This is a genomic window from Aquirufa sp. OSTEICH-129A (assembly GCF_054558355.1).
Genome location: NZ_JBPXKC010000002.1, coordinates 285,084 through 303,045 on the forward strand (window position 1 = coordinate 285,084; position 17,962 = coordinate 303,045).

A 17,962-nucleotide genomic window follows, 5' to 3' on the forward strand; every position below is an offset into this window, starting at 1 on the left:
CTCATTACATGGCTCTATTAAACACAAGTAAGTGGGCACTAATCAAACGATTAATCAGCTTAATCATCTTGTTGAGCATGGGCGTAGCAGCCGTTATCTATTCTGATTTATCTTACAACGATATCAAATGCACGGGCATCGTGGTTAAGTTAGATTCTGAAAATGAAAGACCGCTTCTAGGTAAAAAAGATATCAATAATGTTGTCACTGAGCAAGGTACTAGGTACTATGTAGGCAAGTATCTTCAAAATATTTCCTTACATCAAATGGAAGAGCGAGTCAAACGCATTCCTTTGGTAAAATCCTGTGAAGCGCACTATGACTTTTCGGGCAAAATCATCATTTCTGTCAAAGAATATAGCCCCATTGCACGTATCCTAAGAAGCACCGTCAGTGAATCTGAATTGAGCGACCAATATGTCACCCAAGATGGTAAATTCATTGGTACTAGTCCACTTTTCACCCCCCGAATCCTCGTCGTTTCAGGTCCTTTTTTCAAAAAGAATCGAAAAAACCTAAGTGATGCGAAAGGAAAACATTTGGTAGCACTATTTGAATTCATCAATAACAATGAATTTTGGAGAGCCCAAATTTCACAATTGGAAGTTGCGGAAGATGGTGGTGTTGTGATGATTCCTACCTTAGGTATCACGCGGGTCGACTTTGGTTTGCCTATCAATGTGGAGACAAAATTCAAAAAACTAGCCCTGTTTTATAAGAAGATAATTCCAAACAAAGGCTGGAATACTTATCGCTGGGTACGCTTAAAATATAAGAATCAGGTTATTTGCGATTATTAGTCAAAATAGCTATTTTTAAACCTTTATGGCTTCCTATTAAGCTAGAGTAATCTTCAATAACAAATTATGCGGAACGATTTAATCATCGGATTAGACATTGGTAGCTCCTTCGTAAGAGCTGTAGCTGGCAGACAAAATGCCACTGGTAAATTAGAGATCATTGCATCAGGTAAAGCCAGTACGGTTGGAAACATTTTACGAGGAGAGATTGTCAATATTCATAAAACTACTGCAGCTATTGCAGAGGCGCTTAAAAAAATCTCTGGTGCCTTGGAAGGCAAGAATACCGATTATTATTTTGCCTCGAATTTGTCAGGAAGTCATATTAGTGTTCAGCCCTATTCTAGCACGAAAATCCGGAAGAATCCGCGCGAGGCTGTATCACTTCAGGAGGTTTATGCCTTGATTGAAGAGGCTAAAAAACCCATTACAGAGAAGAATCCTTGTATTTTACATACGCTACCCATCGGTTTTAAAGTAGATAATTTACCTACTACCCTAGACCCTGTTGGACAAATTGGTCAGAAAATCCAAGCCGACTTCATGGTAGTTACGGCGAATCCTGATAAATATGGTTTATTGGTTCAATGCTTAGAAGCAGCTGAATCTGACCACCTCAAAAAGGGAAATGTTTATTTTAGTCCAATTGCTGCATCGACAGCCGTATTAAGTCCAGAAGAAAAAGAAGAAGGAGTTATCTTGGTAGATATCGGAAGTGGCACCACTGAAATCAGTGTATACCAAAACAAAAGATTGGTACAAGCCAGCATTCTAAATTGGGGTGGAGATAGGTTGACCGAAGACATTAGAATTGGATTGAATGTATCATTGGAAAATGCAGAAGCATTAAAAACTACCTTTGGCTCAGCTGTAAGTAAATTAATTGATATCAATGAAGTAGTAATGATTCCAGGTATTGCGGGGCGTAAACCTAGCCCGGTATCAGTTAAAAACTTAGCCATCATTTTAGAAGAGCGCCTAAAAGAATTGGCCGCTAAAATTGTAGCTGAAATCAGTAAAGTTGGCGATCCTCAGGCCTTCAAAAGTGGCATTGTGCTTTGCGGTGGTGGAGCTCAATTACCCGACATTGCTGAGTTATTCCAAAAATTGACCGATTTAGAATGCCGCATTGGTGTTCCTATGGTGGTACAAAACTCACAGGCATCGGAAGAAATTCTTGATCCATCCTTTGCTACCGCCATTGGTTTAGTACAAGTTTATTACGAACAATTAGACCAAGCTATTCCAACAAAAGAGCAAGAACCTGCTATCATTGGTGGAGATGGTCCAAAAGACCCCGGTAAAGTTGGAGACAAACCAGGTATAAAAACTATATTCTCCCGTGTAGTAGATGTACTCATGGGTAGCAATGAAGCAGAAGGAGAATACTAATTACTTTAAAATAAATATAAAAAGGCCCCAATGAATTTGGGGCCTTTTTTTTGATTAAACCCTACATGGGCATAACGTAAAAGCCCTAGCTTACATCCTAAGGCTGCTAACTAGGTAAAGGGTTATTGTCTTCCAAACAGGTGATATTCCACCAATTGAATCATAATATGAATGACCTTGATGTGAATTTCTTGAATACGGTCAGCAAAACCTTCGTGCTCAACACGAATTTCTACATCTCCTAAACCTGCCAATTTCCCACCATCTTTTCCAGTGAGTAATATCACCTTCATTCCTTTTTGTTTAGCAGCTATTACTGCTTCTATAATACTGGCTGAGTTTCCACTTGTGGATATTCCCACTAATACATCCCCTGCTTGTCCTAAACCTTCTATAAATCGGGAAAAAACAAAATTGTAACCAAAATCATTACTCACACAAGTTATATGAGATGGATCTGAAATTGCCATGGCTGCTAAAGCAGGGCGGTTTTCCCGATAACGTCCAGATAATTCTTCGGCAAAATGCATGGCATCACAGTGGCTACCCCCATTTCCACAGGAAATGATTTTATGACCCTCTTTAAGGGCCTCCACCATAACCTGAGCCGCAGCCTCAATGGCCTGTATTTGTTTTGGATTATTTACAAATCGCTCTAAAACCGACTGAGATTCCTTTAATGAATTCTGTATTAATTGTTGTACCATGCTCATAACTACTGTTAAAAATCTCCGCCTGCGCCACCGCCACCAAAATCTCCACCTCCGAATCCACCAAAATCGAATCCACCGCCTCCGCTGTTTCCACCGAATCCGCCTCCCGAATGACCTCCTCCTAAGAAGATGGGTGGAAAAAACATTCCTCCACCGTGGGAACCAGGACCGGACCCTCCTCCTCTATTTTTGATGGCCCGAATGATGGTGATGATGATAAAGAATATGACAATAATAAAGACTAATGGGATTCCTTTTTCACCTTCTCCATTCCCATCAGATTGAAAGGTACCACTAGCCCTTTGCATCATTTCTGTGGTAGCAGCATCAATACCGCCAAAATAATTCCCCTGCTTTAAGGCAGGTTTTAAAATCCGATTGATAATCCTTTTACATATAGCATCAGGCAAGACCGATTCTAAACCTCGGCCTGTAACAATCCTAATTTTCCTAGTTTCTGAGGCAATCAGTAAGACTAGACCATTATTTTTACCCTTTTGACCAACTCCCCATGCCTTGCCTATTTCCATGGCATAATCATAAGGATCGGTATTGCCGGTGGTAGGAACAATCACTATCTCCAATTGAGTGGATGTGCTATCCGCATAGCCCCTCAATTTTTGTTCTAAGTTTTGCTTTTCTTCTGGGCTCAATTTATTGGACAAATCCAGCACATAACCATTTGGCTTTTCTGGAATACCATTTTGTGCCAAAAGTAAAGGCATAGACAGGCCAAGGAAAGCCATGCCCAAGATAAAAACTCGTATTATATTAAGCCCCAAAGGACAACTCATCCGTGAGCTCATTGATATCGTCTTTTTGGTAAGGGAAATACATGGTCAGAACTTCGCCAATTCGACGAATCCCCCAAGCTAATCCTGCTCCTATTTCATTTTTGGCCAAATAAGGCCTCATCTCATCGCGTATGGTTTCCCAAAACTCAGGGTTTACATGGGCATCAATCCCTTTATCCCCAATGATGGCATATTTACGATCTTTGATGGCTAAGTAAACCAAAACCCCATTTTGTAAATCGGTTTGGTTCATGCCTAATTGATAGAAGAGCACCTTGGATCGTTCGATCGGGTGCCCTTCACAATGACTCTCTATGTGCACACGTATTTCACCAGAAGTTCCTAATTCAGCTTCTTTAATTGCTTTTAAAATCTCCGCTTGCTGTTCCTGGCTTATGTGCATCCTTATTTCTTCTCGTCAAAATTTACTTCTGGAGCTTTGTCAGAACCGGCCTCTGCTTGGAAATATCCTTTCTCAGTAAATCCAGAGAAAGATGCAATCAAATTATTCGGAAACGTAACCACCTTACTGTTATAAGACTTAACCGATTCATTGAAACGATCTCTTTCTTCCTTAATGCGGTTTTCTGTTCCTTCCAATTGAGCCTGTAATTCAGAGAAATTCTCAGTAGCTTTCAATTGAGGATAATTCTCAGCAACAACCATTAAACGAGATAATGCTCCCCCTAAAGATGATTGTGCTGCTTGGTATTTCTGCATATTTTCAGGACTTAAATCCTTGGCATCCAATTTCATTTGTGTGGCACTAGCACGTGCTTGAATGACATCCGTCAATGTTGATTTCTCAAAATTGGCAACTCCCTGTACGGTTTTAACTAAGTTTGGAATCAAATCAGCACGACGCTGATATGCCGATTGTACATTGGCCCATGACCCTTTTACTTCTTGGTCACTGGTAGCTAATCCATTACGCACTCCGACTCCCCAAAAAATCACAAGAGCAATGACGCCCAAAGCAATCCAAAGTTTTCTGTTCATTGTTGATATTGTTTTAAAATTTTTGCTCTGCAAAGGTATACAAATTACTATCTGTCCTTTGCAAATTTCCATTAAAATGCTTTTTAAAGGATAAATGTTCCATTTCCCTGACAAATGTAAGATTACTTATTTAAATGTCCTTCTGGGCTATGACAAAACGATCTTTTCCATGAAAATCTTGTTTCAATTCCAATTGCTTCCAGTTTTTATTTTCAAAAAGCGCTTTAGTTTCCTTACCGAAGGCCTGGTTAATCTCCAATAGAATCCAACCATCCTTTCGCAAATGTTTAAAAGCCATGCTTTCCAATACTTCATAAAAAATCAATGGATTGGAATCAGGCACAAAAAGGGCTAAGCCGGGTTCATAGTCCTTTACATGCTTTTCCATGTGCTCGGCCTCCTGAAACATGACATAAGGAGGATTGGAAACAATCATATCCCAAATTTCAGCATCTTTTCGCGAGGACCAATGAAACACATCTTGTAAGTCTATTTGTACTTGCGCACCAAGCGATTGGGCATTAAGCTGTGCCTGTTGCTGTGCTTCTTGAGATATTTCCCATGCAGACACTTGAGCATGAGGAGCTTCTAATGCAATAGAAATAGCCACGCAGCCCGAGCCAGTACCCACATCTAAGACTTTATAATCGGTTTTTTGTTGGGGTATTTTTTCCAAGGCATTATCCACCAATTCCTCCGTTTCTGGCCTTGGAATTAGTGTATGAGGATTTAATCCAAATAATCGATCTCGAAACCAAGCTTTACCCAAGACATATTGAAAAGGTTCATGCTGAGTTAATCTAGCCAAGGATTCTTCCCAATGCGGGACCTCTTCCACTTCTTTTCCCATCAAGCAATCCAAGCGAGACGCACCCGTACTCATTTCTACCATCAAATAGGCAATAGCGTCTACTTCTTGGGCTGAATATAAAGGCTGTATGGCTGACTGAACTTGACGAACTAAATCAGCGGCTAAAATGGGCATATACAAGTTTTATGGCCACAATTTACGCAATATTTTTTTTAGAAATGACCTCCAATACCCACTAGTAATTTTGCTATAATTGTATATATTTGAAATCAGTATGGAAAAAATTGAATTATTTCAATGCAATAACCTTGAATCCTTATAAATTAATCTGAATATGAACATTAACCGTAGAGAAGCTGTACAGCGTGTGGTCATGTTAATGGGTGGTGTTGTTTCTGCCCCTGCCATGGCTGGACTGCGAGGAGAAAAGTTAAACCATGGGGCATTTGTTAGTGTAAGCGCTGATCAAGAGTCTTTATTGGCGGAAGTGGCCGATGTAATCATTCCTAACACTGGAACCCCAGGAGCCAAAGCGGCAGGTGTGGAGAAATTCATTGTTCGTGTGGTACGTGATTGTTATCCTAAAGAAGATCAAGAGCATTTTTATGCTGGATTAGCCAAATTAGATGCCAATTGTCAAGCTAAAACGGGAAAATCATTCACACAAGCTAGTGCCGTAGAAAAGAAAGAAGCCTTGACAAGTATCATGCTAGAATCTGATGCTGAAAGAACAGCCAATAAAGGTAAAAAAGCCCCTATTCCTTTCTTTTTTATGATGAAAGAATTAACCACTACAGGTTATTTTACATCAGAAATCGGTGCTACTAAGGCTTTGGAATACCTACCAATCCCAGGTAAATTCGATGGATGTATGCCATTAGCTCCAGGACAAAAAACTTGGGCACTTTAATTTTCATGTCAAGACTAGAATAAAATGAACTTAAATATAGATTCAATCAAAAATCAAACTTACGATGCCATCATCGTAGGATCGGGTGTTTCTGGTGGATATGCTGCCAAAGAATTAACGGAAAAAGGTTTGCGCGTCTTGGTACTAGATCGTGGTAAGCAAATGGAGCACATAACAGGATATACCCCTAGCTATAAAGATCCTTGGGATTTTAAATACAATGGTTTGTTAACCAATGAACAAAAAGCCTCTCACCCCAAATTAGCTCGTGATTATCCTTACAATGAGATGACGGAAACCTATTGGTTCAATGATTCCGACTCCATGTACAAGGAAGAAAAACGTTTTGACTGGTTCCGTCCCAATATCGTCGGAGGAAAATCCATCATGTGGGGACGCCAAACCTATCGTTTAAGTGATATCGATTTCGAGGCAAATTTAAAAGATGGCATTGCCGTGGATTGGCCTATTCGTTACAAAGACATTGCGCCTTGGTATTCTTATGTGGAGAAGCACGTGGGAATTTCTGGGGAAGCATTAGGATTACCTCAATTGCCCGATTCGGAATTTTTAAAACCGATGGACATGTATTGCGTGGAAAAAGAGGTAAGAAAACGTATTGAGAAAAACTTTCCTGGAAGACACATGACGATAGGTCGTGTGGCAAACTTATCTGAAGCCAAGCAAGCTCAGTTAGGCATTGGACGTAGTGCATGTCAATACCGCAATAAGTGCCGCTTAGGATGCCCTTATGGAGCTTACTTCAGTTCTCAATCTTGTACCCTACCTCCTGCTGCCAAAACAGGCTTAATGACGCTTCGTCCAGATTCTCTAGTTTCTGAGATCTTATATGATGAACAAAAACAAAAAGCCAAAGGGGTTCGAGTAATTGACACGGTTACCAAAGATGTACGTGAATATTATGCTAAAATCATTTTTGTTTGCGGTTCTACGGTTAGTACGACTGCCCTATTATTGAACTCCAAATCTCGTCGTTTCCCGAATGGTTTCGGAAATGATTCTGGAGAATTAGGACATAACTTAATGGATCACCACTTCAAAATTGGTGCTAGCGGTGTTTGGGAAGGAGATGAAGACAAATATTACATCGGTCGTCGTGCTAATGGTATCTACATTCCTCGTTACCGAAATATTGGAAACGATAAGCGTGATTACTTACGTGGATTCGGATACCAAGGAAGTGGTTCACGTCAAGGATGGAACCGTGGCGTGGGTGATCTAAACTTTGGTATTGATTACAAAGAATCCATGACAAAACCAGGTCCATGGATGATGGGATTAAGTGGTTTTGGTGAGACTTTACCATACCATGAAAACAAAATGTACTTAGATCCGAATACAAAGGATAAATGGGGATTACCGGTAGTGGTATTTGATGCAGAATTCAAGGAAAACGAGAAGAAAATGCGTAAAGATATCATGGAAGATGCCCGTGAAATGTTAGAAAGTGCTGGTTTGAAAAACGTCAGAGCATTTGATAATGGTTCTTATCCGGGTATGGCTATTCACGAAATGGGAACTGCCCGCATGGGTCGTGATCCAAAAACTTCCGTTTTGAATGGCAATAATCAAGTACATGCTGTAAAAAATGTCTTTGTCACTGATGGTGCTTCGATGACTTCGGCATCTTGTGTGAATCCTTCCTTAACCTATATGGCATTAACAGCCCGTGCGGCCGATTTTGCAGTGAAAGAATTGAAAAAACGTAATTTATAAGTTGAGTTTTTCTTTGAAATGTGGACTTACAGAGTCCACATTTTTTTTCTCAAGACCATGAAAAAAAATATCTTTTACCTCTTTTGCTGTTTAACAAGCGGCCTTTTTAGCATGAATGCACAGGAAAAAAGCTATCCTACCATTGGAAAGATTCATCGATTGGATCCTGCTTTGGATAAATTACTGGATATTAATTCACCCATCGAAATTTTAGGGACAGGCTATACTTGGTCTGAAGGTCCTGTTTGGGTCAAAAAAGGAAATTATTTGTTGTTTTCAGATGTTCCTGAGAATGTAATCCATAAATGGGCGCCAGGAAAGGATGTCGAAGTATTTTTAAAACCATCGGGCTATACGGGAAGCGTACCCTATTCGGAAGAACCGGGAGCCAATGGATTAATCATCAACAAAAAAGGAAATTTAGTTTCTTGTGAGCATGGCGATCGTAGAATTGCCGAGATGCCTTTGGACAATCCTGCCAAAAAGAAAACCTTGGCGCATTTGTTTGAGGGGAAAAAACTGAATAGCCCCAATGATTTAGTACAACATAGTTCGGGAGATTATTATTTTACCGATCCCCCTTATGGATTACCTGGAAGAGGAAAAGATGAACCTGCGAAGGAACTCCCATTTCAAGGTGTTTATCGCTTGAATAAAAAGGGTGAATTGAGCTTGCAAGTTAAAGACATGACGCGTCCAAATGGATTGGCATTTAGTCCGGATGAGAAAATATTGTATGTAGGACAATCGGACCCGAAGGGTTTAATTTGGAAGGCATTCCCCGTTGACAAAGACGGTAATTTAGGAGAGGGAAAAATCTTTTTTGATGGAGCAGAACTAGCTAAAAATGGCTGGAGAGGTGCACCCGATGGATTTAAGGTCGACAAAGAAGGCAATTTATGGGCCACAGGTCCCGGAGGTGTATTGATTATTAGTCCTGCAGGTAAATTATTAGGAAGAATAGAGGCCGGCAGTGCCACCGCCAATGTCGCTTTTGGCGAGGATGGCTCAACCCTATTTATTACGGCCGACATGAACTTGTTACGCGTGAGAACGAAGACCAAAGGAATGGGCTGGTAGGAAATTATAAATGATACAATTAAAAATAAAGGCTTGGGAGAATTCTCAAGCCTTTATTATTACCCATTTATTGCACCGTCAAACGTATCATGGGATTCAAAAATTTACTTTTATCAGGTAACTGGTATCTGGGAAGATAATCTCCATTAAAATGCCAGTTACTAAAATCATCCTTCACAAAACCCAAATATTGGTTCCCAAAATCCCCCATTCCAAGAACTTGACCCGGGTATTTACCTTTTGTGAGAATTAATTCAGCGGATACAACATATTCAAAATTTAGCCACTCCATCGCTAAAAGGCATCCTCCTTCTGGAACGTAAATATCATATTGGCTAATATCAAATTCGTTCCAGCCCTGCTGGGTGGCTCGAACAATGATACTTTCATGGCTTAACTCTTGATCTGGCTTACCCTGTTTGATGGAATATATCCTGATCCGAAATGGATATCTTGGATTTCCCCCAAGTGCCAAATAAAAATGAGCCTTGAGCATTTTACGACCTATCAATTTCTCATCATTCAAAAGTAATCCATATTGAGACCCTACCCCTCCCCATTGTTGTAACGACCCTGTTTTTTTAGGTTTCTTGCTTGTATAAGGTTTATTAATAGACAAAACTCGAAACTCTGGTAAAATGATAGATTTAACTGGTAAATAAATCAATAATTCCCCCTTGACTTTCGATTTATCTACAATTACCAAAGTATCCTGAAAACCAATAGACCGAATCTTGATGGTATCAATGCTTTGATTAGACTTCAACGTGAATCGACCGAACTCGTCTGAATGAAAACCAACTTTCTTATTTTCAAATATGACGGAAGCATAAGGAACATTTGAACTATCACTTCTACTTAACAACTTACAGTAAATTTCTTGGGAATACCCAACAAAACTAATAGACAAAAAAATTATATATAAATATATTCTGGCCATTGGATATTAATGATTACTCGGACATGGAATCTTTTCTTGTTTAACTCCCTTTTCAACTAATATCCCCAATACATACCTTTCCCACCGAATTAATGCAACGCAATATGAACCATCTGGCATACTATTGGCAATATGTCCATTTCCACTACTAGCTAACGCACATCCATAACTAATACCCCAAAATCGCCATCCAGGATCTGTACAATCTTCAATACTTGGATCATTTCCAAATCCTACGAAAGTATAAATTAACAAGCCAATAAAAACAAAAAACATAATCATTCTTTTAAAGTTAAATAATTTTTTCATGGTTAGATATTTACATTAATTAGCGCTTACTCTTTTATGGGATTTTTAGCATAATCCTAAATTTTAAACTTTCGAAAGTTTGTAAATATTATCCCAACAAATCTTGCGTAAAATCAATAAAGATAAGCTTCATTATATTTATCTATTTCTTGATAAAGCTCTTGAACTCCGCTATTCGACATGTTCTAAGTCGAAAACACATTCAAAGGATTTACAATCCAACATATAAAATCAAAGGCCTCAGCTTTTTCGTTCGGAAAATTCATAAATATAATTTATGAATATCATATTAATATTAAATAAAATTTAATGCATTATGTTTTTTACTTTGTGTCATAAAAAAAAATGCATCAACATGAAACAAATAGTGACCCAATTGGCTCTAATCTTAACAGCGGCTCAAATCTTGACTGCTTGTAATGCTGAGAATCAAAAAAAGATGGTTGAAAATGAAACTGTTAAGCCAGTAATTCAATATCAACATAAGCATGTTATGACCAAAGCCGAACAGGATTCCTTGACACCAGATCAGGTACTTCAGGAATTCAAAGAGGGAAACCAACGCTTTAATTCTGGAAATTTGACGCAGCGTGAACATTCAGAAGAAATTAGAAAAGCGGCTACCGATGGTCAATTCCCTAAAGCCATGGTGTTAAGTTGTCTGGACAGTCGAGTACCCGTGGAAGATGTTTTTGACCAAGGTATTGGAGATGTTTTCGTTGGCCGAGTAGCGGGAAATTTTGTTAATACCGACTTAATTGGGAGCATGGAATTTGCCTGCAAAGTAGCCGGGGCTAAGCTCATTATTGTCATGGGGCATCAACATTGCGGGGCGATTAAAGGGGCTATCGACCATGTCCAACTAGGAAATATCACCTCCATGTTGTCCAACATCAAACCAGCCGTGGCCATGAGCCAAGCATTTACAGGTGAAAAAAGTTCTAAAAATGAAGCATTTGTAAAAGTAGTTGCCCAGAATAATATAAGAAACGCTATCGCCCAAATTAGAAAAAAGAGTCCCATTCTTAAAGAAATGGAAAACAATGGAGATATACGAATAGTAGGATCCTTTTACACGCTTCGAACAGGTAAATTAGAATTTATCAACTAATATTTAATTCGCCACAGGTAGTTATGTATAAAAGGCTTGGGATTACCTCAAGCCTTTTTTTGTGCTTTTAGAAATTTTTATTCCGCTGTTCGACATGTTCCGCAGGGCCATGTCGAATAGCGGCTTGGCGGTTGATAAATAAAACTCCATAGCCTTTAAAATTCAATCAACTGATAATCCATAAAAAAGGCCTGAGATTACTCTCAGGCCTTTACCATCCATCAATATTAACTACAATTTCTTAATCTTGATATTTCTATACCAAACTGGGTTACCATGATCTTGCAAACAAATACGACCTTTCATGTTCACACCAAAACCTGGCATATTTTTAAACTTAGATCCTGCAATCATCTTTTTCCAGTTCTCATCGTCATAACGCGTTTCTACCACTTTCGCTCCATTAAGGTATAATTGCAATAAACCGCGGTTATTCACAATGCGTGCTGTATTCCATTCACCTACTGGTTTAGCGGTTTCAACCGAAGAATGTATTAAATCATATAAATCCCCTGCACGGTGATTGAATATCTTCCCATCTGGATGGCCGTCGCTATCCAAAACCTGCATTTCAGGACCTGTATTATAGGAACTACGGTATTTTGGATCTTCTGTTACATTGAAAATAATACCACTATTACCCTTGGGCGAAATCTTCCAATCCACCGAAAAATCATAATTTTCAAATTCCTCATCCGTTGTTAAATCCCCACCATCTTTTTTACTTACATCAAATCCTATCTCGCCATTACTAACCGTCCATGAAGCACCTACGGTACCTGGTTTATTGTAGCCATGCCATCCTTTTAACGTTGTACCATCAAATAATAACTGATAACCTTCTTTCTTCTCTTTGTTAGTCAATGTATTAGCCTTCTGTGCGAATGCGGCTATTCCCATCGCTACCAAAGAGCAGGTTAAGATAAATTTTTTCATAATTAACATTTAGATTTTGTGAACTGCAATACTATAAAAAGAATCTAAAATTTGTATCCCGAAAAGAAAAAATTACACAAAAAAGGTAAAAATCGAGGTTTCGTTCTTTCTTCGTAAATTGCATGTTCATTTAATCATGCTTCATGAAAACTAAAGTTGTCGCCAAACCTTCCATCAATATCATTACCCTAGGTTGTTCCAAAAACCTGGTCGACTCGGAAGTGCTATTTACCCAACTAAAAGGAAATGGTTTGGAAGTGACCCATGAAGCCAAAAAAGATAAAGCCAATATCGTTGTCATCAATACCTGCGGCTTCATTGATAATGCCAAACAAGAATCCATTGACACTATTTTACGCTATGCAGATGCTAAAGAAGCAGGTAAAATAGATAAATTATATGTCACAGGTTGTCTTTCTCATCGCTACAAGGATGATTTAGAAAGAGAAATTCCATTGGTGGATTCCTTCTTTGGAACCAATGAATTACCTCGTTTATTGAAAGCGCTGAAAGCTGATTATAAGCATGAATTAGTAGGCGAACGTCTTTTAACCACACCAGCTCATTATGCTTATTTGAAAATTGCAGAAGGATGTGACCGCCCTTGCTCTTTCTGTGCCATTCCTTTGATGCGTGGTAACCACGTTTCAAGGCCTATGGAAGAACTGGTCAAAGAAGCCAATTCATTGGCTAAAAAGGGAACCAAAGAGCTTATCTTGATTGCTCAAGACCTAACTTTTTATGGCTTAGATTTCAAAGAAGCAGGTAGCCCAAGTGGACGAAAACTAAAGGAATTATTGGAACGACTTTCCGATGTCAATGGCATTGAATGGATACGCTTACAATATGCCTACCCTGCTGGATTCCCAGTAGAAATTTTACAAACGATGGCTGAAAGGGACAACATTTGTAAATATTTAGATATGCCACTTCAAAGTGGTTCTGATGCCGTTTTAAAACGTATGCGCCGTGGTATTACCCGCGAAAAAACAGAAGCTTTGATTGAAACCATCCGAGAAACGGTTCCAGGTATAGCCCTAAGAACCACGCTAATTTCGGGTTATCCGGGAGAAACAGATGCTGATTTTGAAGAAAGCTATTCCTTCGTAGAACGCATGCGTTTCGATCGTTTGGGAATTTTCAATTACAGTCATGAAGAAAATACACACGCATTTTCTGTTCAAGATGATGTCCCAGAAGAAGTAAAGCAAGAGCGTTCGGATGAAATCATGGCATTGCAACAAGGTATTTCAGAGGAATTAAATCAAGCACGTGTTGGTAATACCTACAAGGTGATGATTGACCGTAAAGAAAGTGGCTATTTCGTAGGACGTACTGAATTTGATTCTCCAGAAGTAGACAATGAGGTTTTGATTCCTGCTGAGCAATATGCTCGTTTAGGGGATTTTGTTCAGGTTAAAATAGACCGTGCTGAGGAATTTGATTTATACGGAACTATCGTTTCTTAATATCGAGGAATATCAGGATCAATTCTTCTTGACCAAGCATCGATTCCTCCTGCTAAATTATAGAGCTGCTTGAAACCTGCCTCTTGTTGTAAGTACACAATGACGCTGGCTGATCGCATCCCATGATGGCAAAGTACCAATCCCTTTGATGCTTTAGGTAAATCAGCCAATTTACCTGGAATTTCATTCATGGGGACATGAATCGCTCCTTCTATTCGCGCAAAATCCCATTCATCTTCTTCACGTACGTCCAATAAATAATCAATCTGACCTGATTGCCATAGGGAAAATGCCTCCTCAGGACTTAATTCACGGACGGTTCGACTATCCTCGGTGATTGGAAAAATCTTTTCTTCGGCCAATGGATCTCTTTCCAAGGCAAAAAAATGACTGCGCATTTCTTGTGCATCCCAAGTCATCAAGGCCCCTTGGGCGGGAGATTCCATACCCGCTAAACAAAAAATGGCCTCCTTGGCTTGCATGATTCCCAAAATTCCCGGTAAAAAACCTAAAACACCCGCTTCATCACAAGTCGGAATTTCATTAGGCCCAGGTTCCTGGGGAAAGAAACAACGGTAGGTGGGACTCATTTTTCCCGATGACAAGCGCATATTACAAACACTTAAATGTCCCTCCCAGGTATGAATGGCAGCGTAAATAAAGGGTTTTCCTAAGGCCACACAGTAATCATTGATTAAATACCGAGTCTTAAAATTATCGGTACAATCAATCACCAAATCCACAGATTGGATAAGCAACTCGGCATTATCTTCGTGTAATTGCTGGGCAATAGCCTGAACTTGAATGCTCGGATTTAACCCTTTCACATAGGCCTCCGCTCGAATTGCTTTGAACTCCCCGATGTCGGCCTGCTGATAAATGACCTGTCGACCTAGATTGGACAAATCAACAGTATCGCCATCAATGATGGTTATTTGTCCTATGCCAGCCGCTGCCAAATAGGGTAAAGCCCCACTGGCTAAGCCACCAGCACCCACCACCAATACCTTAGCCTTGGCTAAAGCGAGCTGCTGTGCTTCTCCCCAATCAGCCATTTTAAGCTGTTTTTGATAACGAATGAAGTCCTCTGATGTAAGCATAGGCAACAAAAAAAGCCTCTTTGATTTTCAAAGAGGCTCTAATTTCGTAAAAATTTTACAATCTATACAGTTAAAGTTCCTTTACGTGCAGAAGCAATTAAAGTCTTTTCGAAACCATTCTTATTGATGGTACGAATTGCCTTAGCGCTTACTTTCATACGTACCCAAACACCTTCAGATTCTAAAAAGAATTTCTTTGTCTGTAAATTTGGGAAAAACTTACGCTTGGTCTTATTGTTAGCGTGAGAAACATTGTTTCCTACTCTTGTTCTCTTTCCAGTTAGTTGACAAACCTTTGCCATAATATTTGCTTTTTATTTGAGACTCGCTCTTGAATTATATTTGTTATCAAATCGGATGGCAAAAGTACTCATAATTTTATAAAATTGCAATCCCCTTTCTAAAATTTATAAAATATCTCTCCCATTATTATTCAATTGCTATCTTTGAGTATGGGTAAGCGTAAAACCACCGAATCTCTTCCTAAGAAAATAATATCCTCCATCATCTGGTTAGGCACTTTACCCTTGTGTTTATACACCTTATTAACCTATTTACTTAGTTATTCATTAATTGTTGATCATTGGCTTGCTGGATTCATCATGATGAGCATGCCAGTGGCCCAAATTCTTTGTTTTGTATCGCTTATATATTGGATATTTCAACGTGCCAAAAGAGCGCTATTACCTTTAACTGTTTTGGTATTAGGCTATAGTTTCATTCAAAGGAGTATTGCCATCAATAACCCTAAGGAAAGTTTAGAAAAGCCAATCAAGGTTTTAAATTATAATGTCTACGGGATGTATTCCAATGCCTATGAGGCTAATGAAGAAAATGTAGAAAAATTAAAAAAATTCATGCTGGACTACGAAGCTGACATCAAGTGTTTTCAGGAATTCTATTCCAATGCCGACCGTCCAGCTTATAAAAGTATCAGTATGATGAAGCAACAATACCCTCATTATGCCATACAAGCTTTAAAGAAAGAAATTTTTGATGCCAACGAAAAAATGGGTTTAGCCATATTCTCTAAGTACCCCATCATTCACCAAGAGGGCCAACAGTTTAAAAACTCGGCCAATGGTTTTCTTTTTGTAGATTTAGTTAAGGGGAAAGACACCATTCGCGTCATTAATTTACAATTATGGTCCATGGGAATTCGCGTTGGAAAAGTCACGGGAAAAATCCGAGACCAAGATTATGAAGATGCTAAAAAAGAAGGAAGGGGTATCATAGCTTCACTAAAAAAAGGATTCATCCGTCATAAAGAGGAAATTAGCCAAATCAACCGCATCATTCAGCAAAGCCCTTATCCCGTTTTAGTTACTGGCGACTTAAACGAAACTCCTTATGGCTGGGCATATGGTACTCTCAGGGAAAGAATGGATAATGCTTTTGAAAGTGCTGGAAGGGGATTTGGTTTTACACTGAATCGGAGTCCTTACATGGTCCGTATTGATAACCAATTTTTCTCTAAGGAATTTGAGATTCTTCAATTTACCACTTTAAGAAAAATCACCTATTCAGACCACTTTCCTATCGTAGCCAGCTACGTCATTAAGAAAAACTAAAATAATCTTTTGAGGGTAATTTCCTTCAAGTGAACCTCGGTTCCTCGCTTGATTAAAAATATTACCTTATCTCCGACCTTGGTTTGAAGAATTCGATTTAATTCATCTAACCTATACTCAGTAGCTCGGCGATTATTCACCATCCAAATTTCATCTCCTGCCCTAAAATCTACATCATCCGCTGGTGACCCTTCTTGGACAGATTCTACTTTAAAGCGTTTAAATTCTGGAGATATGGCTACTATGGTTAGGCCTGATAGTCCTTCCTCAAATGGACGGTTCAACCGAGAAGCAATCGGTTTGAAAACCACATAATTATTTAAATAATGAAAAGTCAATTTAAACCTTCGCAAAAATTCCCCTCCGATACTTCCCGATACCGTAGATTTTCCCTGCATTTGTTTGACTTGATACGATAGGGAATCTGGAAAAGAACTAACCACATCCTTCCATTTCCAAGGACCTAAACCCACTTGATTGATTCTTCCCAAATGGCCCAGAATGATACCATTCAATCCCTTCCCTAGTTGAAATTGATGTTTCGACAAATGAAATTTCGTTGTATCTCCTGTTTGACCTTCTATGGAAAAAGCATGTCCTGCACCGGAGTCTATTAACAATAAATCAGACGTGGTATTTCGATTATTCGTCAAATTAACCCCTTGGATATACGGTTTATTATCTAAAATGGTGATGGGAAATTTCAAGCCTTTTCCTGGTCGGTATGTATAATTACCCACATGACGTAGCTCTACCTTCCTATTTAAATAATCGATGGTTACTACCAAATTATTAAATACATCGGCCCCTATTATTCCGTGAATTTTGGTTCCAACAAAACTGGACAAATCCAAAACATCCGAATCTAAAAATATGATGCTTTGTCGGTTCGCTTGCGCCTCTCCCAATCCTATCTTCACATCTATAACGATATTGGCAGAAATAGACTCCCCCATCCCTACCCCATTCACTCGAATTTTACGAACAGATTTTAAACCCAATTTTTTGGCGACCTCCGGATCAGATAAAATAGTAGTCCCTACTCCTGTATCTAAAATAAACTTTAAGGTATCAGAACCATTGATGACAAGGGGTACAATGACCAAATTAGAATATAGGTCAAAGGGTATATAAACGGTTTTTTTTGATTTTTTCCAATGGAAACTAATATACTCTTCCTTCACTACTTTGGGCTTTTGAGCGAAAAGAGCAGTAGATATGAGTAATAGAACACACAGCTTTATAAAAAGCAGCTTTTTCATTCAATGTAAGGTAAGCCTTGCGATAACC

At 39.0% G+C, this 17,962-nt stretch carries 19 protein-coding genes; 8 read left to right on the forward strand and 11 right to left on the reverse strand.

What is annotated here, in order from left to right; translation table 11 throughout:
- Positions 1–8 precede the first annotated feature (8 nt).
- Entirely contained in the window at positions 9–800 is a 792-nt protein-coding gene (locus tag SKC36_RS05115) for a cell division protein FtsQ/DivIB (protein WP_459465029.1), read from the forward strand.
- A 66-nt stretch (positions 801–866) separates the two neighbouring features.
- A complete protein-coding gene (ftsA, locus tag SKC36_RS05120) occupies positions 867–2,192 on the forward strand; it encodes a cell division protein FtsA (protein WP_459465031.1) in 1,326 nt (441 codons plus the stop codon).
- Positions 2,193–2,314: 122 nt separating this feature from the next.
- On the opposite strand, the gene lpcA is transcribed toward ftsA, so the two are convergent.
- From lpcA to prmC, 5 genes are all read right to left on the reverse strand, one after another.
- Positions 2,315–2,905: a D-sedoheptulose 7-phosphate isomerase gene (gene lpcA, locus SKC36_RS05125; RefSeq protein WP_459465033.1), complete on the reverse strand. Its 591-nt coding sequence runs from the start codon at positions 2,903–2,905 to the stop codon at positions 2,315–2,317.
- Between the two features lie 8 nt (positions 2,906–2,913).
- Positions 2,914–3,651 (reverse strand): TPM domain-containing protein, encoded by a 738-nt coding sequence (locus tag SKC36_RS05130; RefSeq protein WP_459465034.1) that lies wholly within the window; start codon positions 3,649–3,651, stop codon positions 2,914–2,916.
- 25 nt (positions 3,652–3,676) lie between these two features.
- Complete coding sequence (locus tag SKC36_RS05135) at positions 3,677–4,102, reverse strand: TPM domain-containing protein (protein ID WP_459465036.1); 426 nt, start codon at positions 4,100–4,102, stop codon at positions 3,677–3,679.
- A 2-nt stretch (positions 4,103–4,104) separates the two neighbouring features.
- Positions 4,105–4,698 carry a LemA family protein gene (locus SKC36_RS05140; protein WP_459465038.1) on the reverse strand — a complete coding sequence of 198 codons (594 nt, stop codon included), beginning with the start codon at positions 4,696–4,698 and terminating at the stop codon, positions 4,105–4,107.
- A gap of 130 nt (positions 4,699–4,828) precedes the next feature.
- The gene (prmC, locus tag SKC36_RS05145; protein ID WP_459465040.1) at positions 4,829–5,683 is read right to left on the reverse strand and encodes a peptide chain release factor N(5)-glutamine methyltransferase; all 855 of its coding nucleotides are present in this window, start codon (positions 5,681–5,683) and stop codon (positions 4,829–4,831) included.
- A 166-nt stretch (positions 5,684–5,849) separates the two neighbouring features.
- Here prmC and SKC36_RS05150 point away from each other — a divergent pair, with 166 nt between their 5' ends.
- The 3 genes from SKC36_RS05150 to SKC36_RS05160 all read left to right on the forward strand — a co-directional run bounded on the left by SKC36_RS05150 (position 5,850) and on the right by SKC36_RS05160 (position 9,236).
- Complete coding sequence (locus SKC36_RS05150) at positions 5,850–6,419, forward strand: gluconate 2-dehydrogenase subunit 3 family protein (protein WP_459454357.1); 570 nt, start codon at positions 5,850–5,852, stop codon at positions 6,417–6,419.
- Positions 6,420–6,443: 24 nt separating this feature from the next.
- Positions 6,444–8,156, forward strand: coding sequence for a GMC oxidoreductase (locus SKC36_RS05155; protein WP_459454255.1), 1,713 nt, complete (start codon positions 6,444–6,446; stop codon positions 8,154–8,156).
- A gap of 111 nt (positions 8,157–8,267) precedes the next feature.
- Positions 8,268–9,236: an SMP-30/gluconolactonase/LRE family protein gene (locus SKC36_RS05160; protein WP_459465042.1), complete on the forward strand. Its 969-nt coding sequence runs from the start codon at positions 8,268–8,270 to the stop codon at positions 9,234–9,236.
- 67 nt (positions 9,237–9,303) lie between these two features.
- Here SKC36_RS05160 and SKC36_RS05165 read toward each other — a convergent pair whose 3' ends face one another.
- On the reverse strand, positions 9,304–10,101 hold the full coding sequence (locus tag SKC36_RS05165) for a peptidase associated/transthyretin-like domain-containing protein (protein WP_459465044.1): 798 nt from the start codon (positions 10,099–10,101) through the stop codon (positions 9,304–9,306).
- 81 nt (positions 10,102–10,182) lie between these two features.
- Complete coding sequence (locus SKC36_RS05170; RefSeq protein WP_459465046.1) at positions 10,183–10,452, reverse strand: hypothetical protein; 270 nt, start codon at positions 10,450–10,452, stop codon at positions 10,183–10,185.
- Positions 10,453–10,840: 388 nt separating this feature from the next.
- On the opposite strand from SKC36_RS05170, the gene SKC36_RS05175 reads away from it, so the two are divergent.
- A complete protein-coding gene (locus tag SKC36_RS05175) occupies positions 10,841–11,596 on the forward strand; it encodes a carbonic anhydrase family protein (RefSeq protein WP_459465048.1) in 756 nt (251 codons plus the stop codon).
- A gap of 231 nt (positions 11,597–11,827) precedes the next feature.
- Here SKC36_RS05175 and SKC36_RS05180 read toward each other — a convergent pair whose 3' ends face one another.
- The gene (locus SKC36_RS05180; RefSeq protein ID WP_459454252.1) at positions 11,828–12,532 is read right to left on the reverse strand and encodes a 3-keto-disaccharide hydrolase; all 705 of its coding nucleotides are present in this window, start codon (positions 12,530–12,532) and stop codon (positions 11,828–11,830) included.
- Positions 12,533–12,675: 143 nt separating this feature from the next.
- On the opposite strand from SKC36_RS05180, the gene rimO reads away from it, so the two are divergent.
- Entirely contained in the window at positions 12,676–14,001 is a 1,326-nt protein-coding gene (rimO, locus tag SKC36_RS05185; protein ID WP_459465050.1) for a 30S ribosomal protein S12 methylthiotransferase RimO, read from the forward strand.
- On the opposite strand, the gene SKC36_RS05190 is transcribed toward rimO, so the two are convergent.
- Both SKC36_RS05190 and rpmB read right to left on the reverse strand, forming a co-directional pair.
- Positions 13,998–15,101, reverse strand: a complete 1,104-nt coding sequence (locus SKC36_RS05190) for a ThiF family adenylyltransferase (protein ID WP_459465267.1) — start codon at positions 15,099–15,101, stop codon at positions 13,998–14,000. The genes rimO and SKC36_RS05190 overlap by 4 nt on opposite strands.
- A 62-nt stretch (positions 15,102–15,163) precedes the next feature.
- Positions 15,164–15,403 carry a 50S ribosomal protein L28 gene (rpmB, locus tag SKC36_RS05195; RefSeq protein WP_459454249.1) on the reverse strand — a complete coding sequence of 80 codons (240 nt, stop codon included), beginning with the start codon at positions 15,401–15,403 and terminating at the stop codon, positions 15,164–15,166.
- A gap of 150 nt (positions 15,404–15,553) precedes the next feature.
- Here rpmB and SKC36_RS05200 point away from each other — a divergent pair, with 150 nt between their 5' ends.
- Positions 15,554–16,672, forward strand: coding sequence for an endonuclease/exonuclease/phosphatase family protein (locus tag SKC36_RS05200; protein WP_459465052.1), 1,119 nt, complete (start codon positions 15,554–15,556; stop codon positions 16,670–16,672).
- On the opposite strand, the gene SKC36_RS05205 is transcribed toward SKC36_RS05200, so the two are convergent.
- On the reverse strand, positions 16,669–17,856 hold the full coding sequence (locus SKC36_RS05205; RefSeq protein WP_459465054.1) for a retropepsin-like aspartic protease: 1,188 nt from the start codon (positions 17,854–17,856) through the stop codon (positions 16,669–16,671). The two genes, SKC36_RS05200 and SKC36_RS05205, sit on opposite strands and share 4 nt — an antisense overlap.
- Positions 17,857–17,962: the final 106 nt, after the last annotated feature.

Excerpts from the sequence above, each read along its gene's own strand:
- prmC (WP_459465040.1), bottom strand. The coding sequence starts at position 5,683 with ATGCCCATTTTAGCCGCTGATTTAGTTCGTCAAGTTCAGTCAGCCATA.
- lpcA (WP_459465033.1), bottom strand. The coding sequence starts at position 2,905 with ATGAGCATGGTACAACAATTAATACAGAATTCATTAAAGGAATCTCAG.
- SKC36_RS05130 (WP_459465034.1), bottom strand. The coding sequence starts at position 3,651 with ATGGCTTTCCTTGGCCTGTCTATGCCTTTACTTTTGGCACAAAATGGT.
- SKC36_RS05180 (WP_459454252.1), bottom strand. The coding sequence starts at position 12,532 with ATGAAAAAATTTATCTTAACCTGCTCTTTGGTAGCGATGGGAATAGCC.
- SKC36_RS05155 (WP_459454255.1), top strand. The coding sequence starts at position 6,444 with ATGAACTTAAATATAGATTCAATCAAAAATCAAACTTACGATGCCATC.
- SKC36_RS05115 (WP_459465029.1), top strand. The coding sequence starts at position 9 with ATGGCTCTATTAAACACAAGTAAGTGGGCACTAATCAAACGATTAATC.
- SKC36_RS05200 (WP_459465052.1), top strand. The coding sequence starts at position 15,554 with ATGGGTAAGCGTAAAACCACCGAATCTCTTCCTAAGAAAATAATATCC.
- ftsA (WP_459465031.1), top strand. The coding sequence starts at position 867 with ATGCGGAACGATTTAATCATCGGATTAGACATTGGTAGCTCCTTCGTA.
- SKC36_RS05175 (WP_459465048.1), top strand. The coding sequence starts at position 10,841 with ATGAAACAAATAGTGACCCAATTGGCTCTAATCTTAACAGCGGCTCAA.
- SKC36_RS05190 (WP_459465267.1), bottom strand. The coding sequence starts at position 15,101 with ATGCTTACATCAGAGGACTTCATTCGTTATCAAAAACAGCTTAAAATG.
- rpmB (WP_459454249.1), bottom strand. The coding sequence starts at position 15,403 with ATGGCAAAGGTTTGTCAACTAACTGGAAAGAGAACAAGAGTAGGAAAC.
- rimO (WP_459465050.1), top strand. The coding sequence starts at position 12,676 with ATGAAAACTAAAGTTGTCGCCAAACCTTCCATCAATATCATTACCCTA.
- SKC36_RS05140 (WP_459465038.1), bottom strand. The coding sequence starts at position 4,698 with ATGAACAGAAAACTTTGGATTGCTTTGGGCGTCATTGCTCTTGTGATT.
- SKC36_RS05135 (WP_459465036.1), bottom strand. The coding sequence starts at position 4,102 with ATGCACATAAGCCAGGAACAGCAAGCGGAGATTTTAAAAGCAATTAAA.
- SKC36_RS05160 (WP_459465042.1), top strand. The coding sequence starts at position 8,268 with ATGAATGCACAGGAAAAAAGCTATCCTACCATTGGAAAGATTCATCGA.
- SKC36_RS05170 (WP_459465046.1), bottom strand. The coding sequence starts at position 10,452 with ATGTTTTTTGTTTTTATTGGCTTGTTAATTTATACTTTCGTAGGATTT.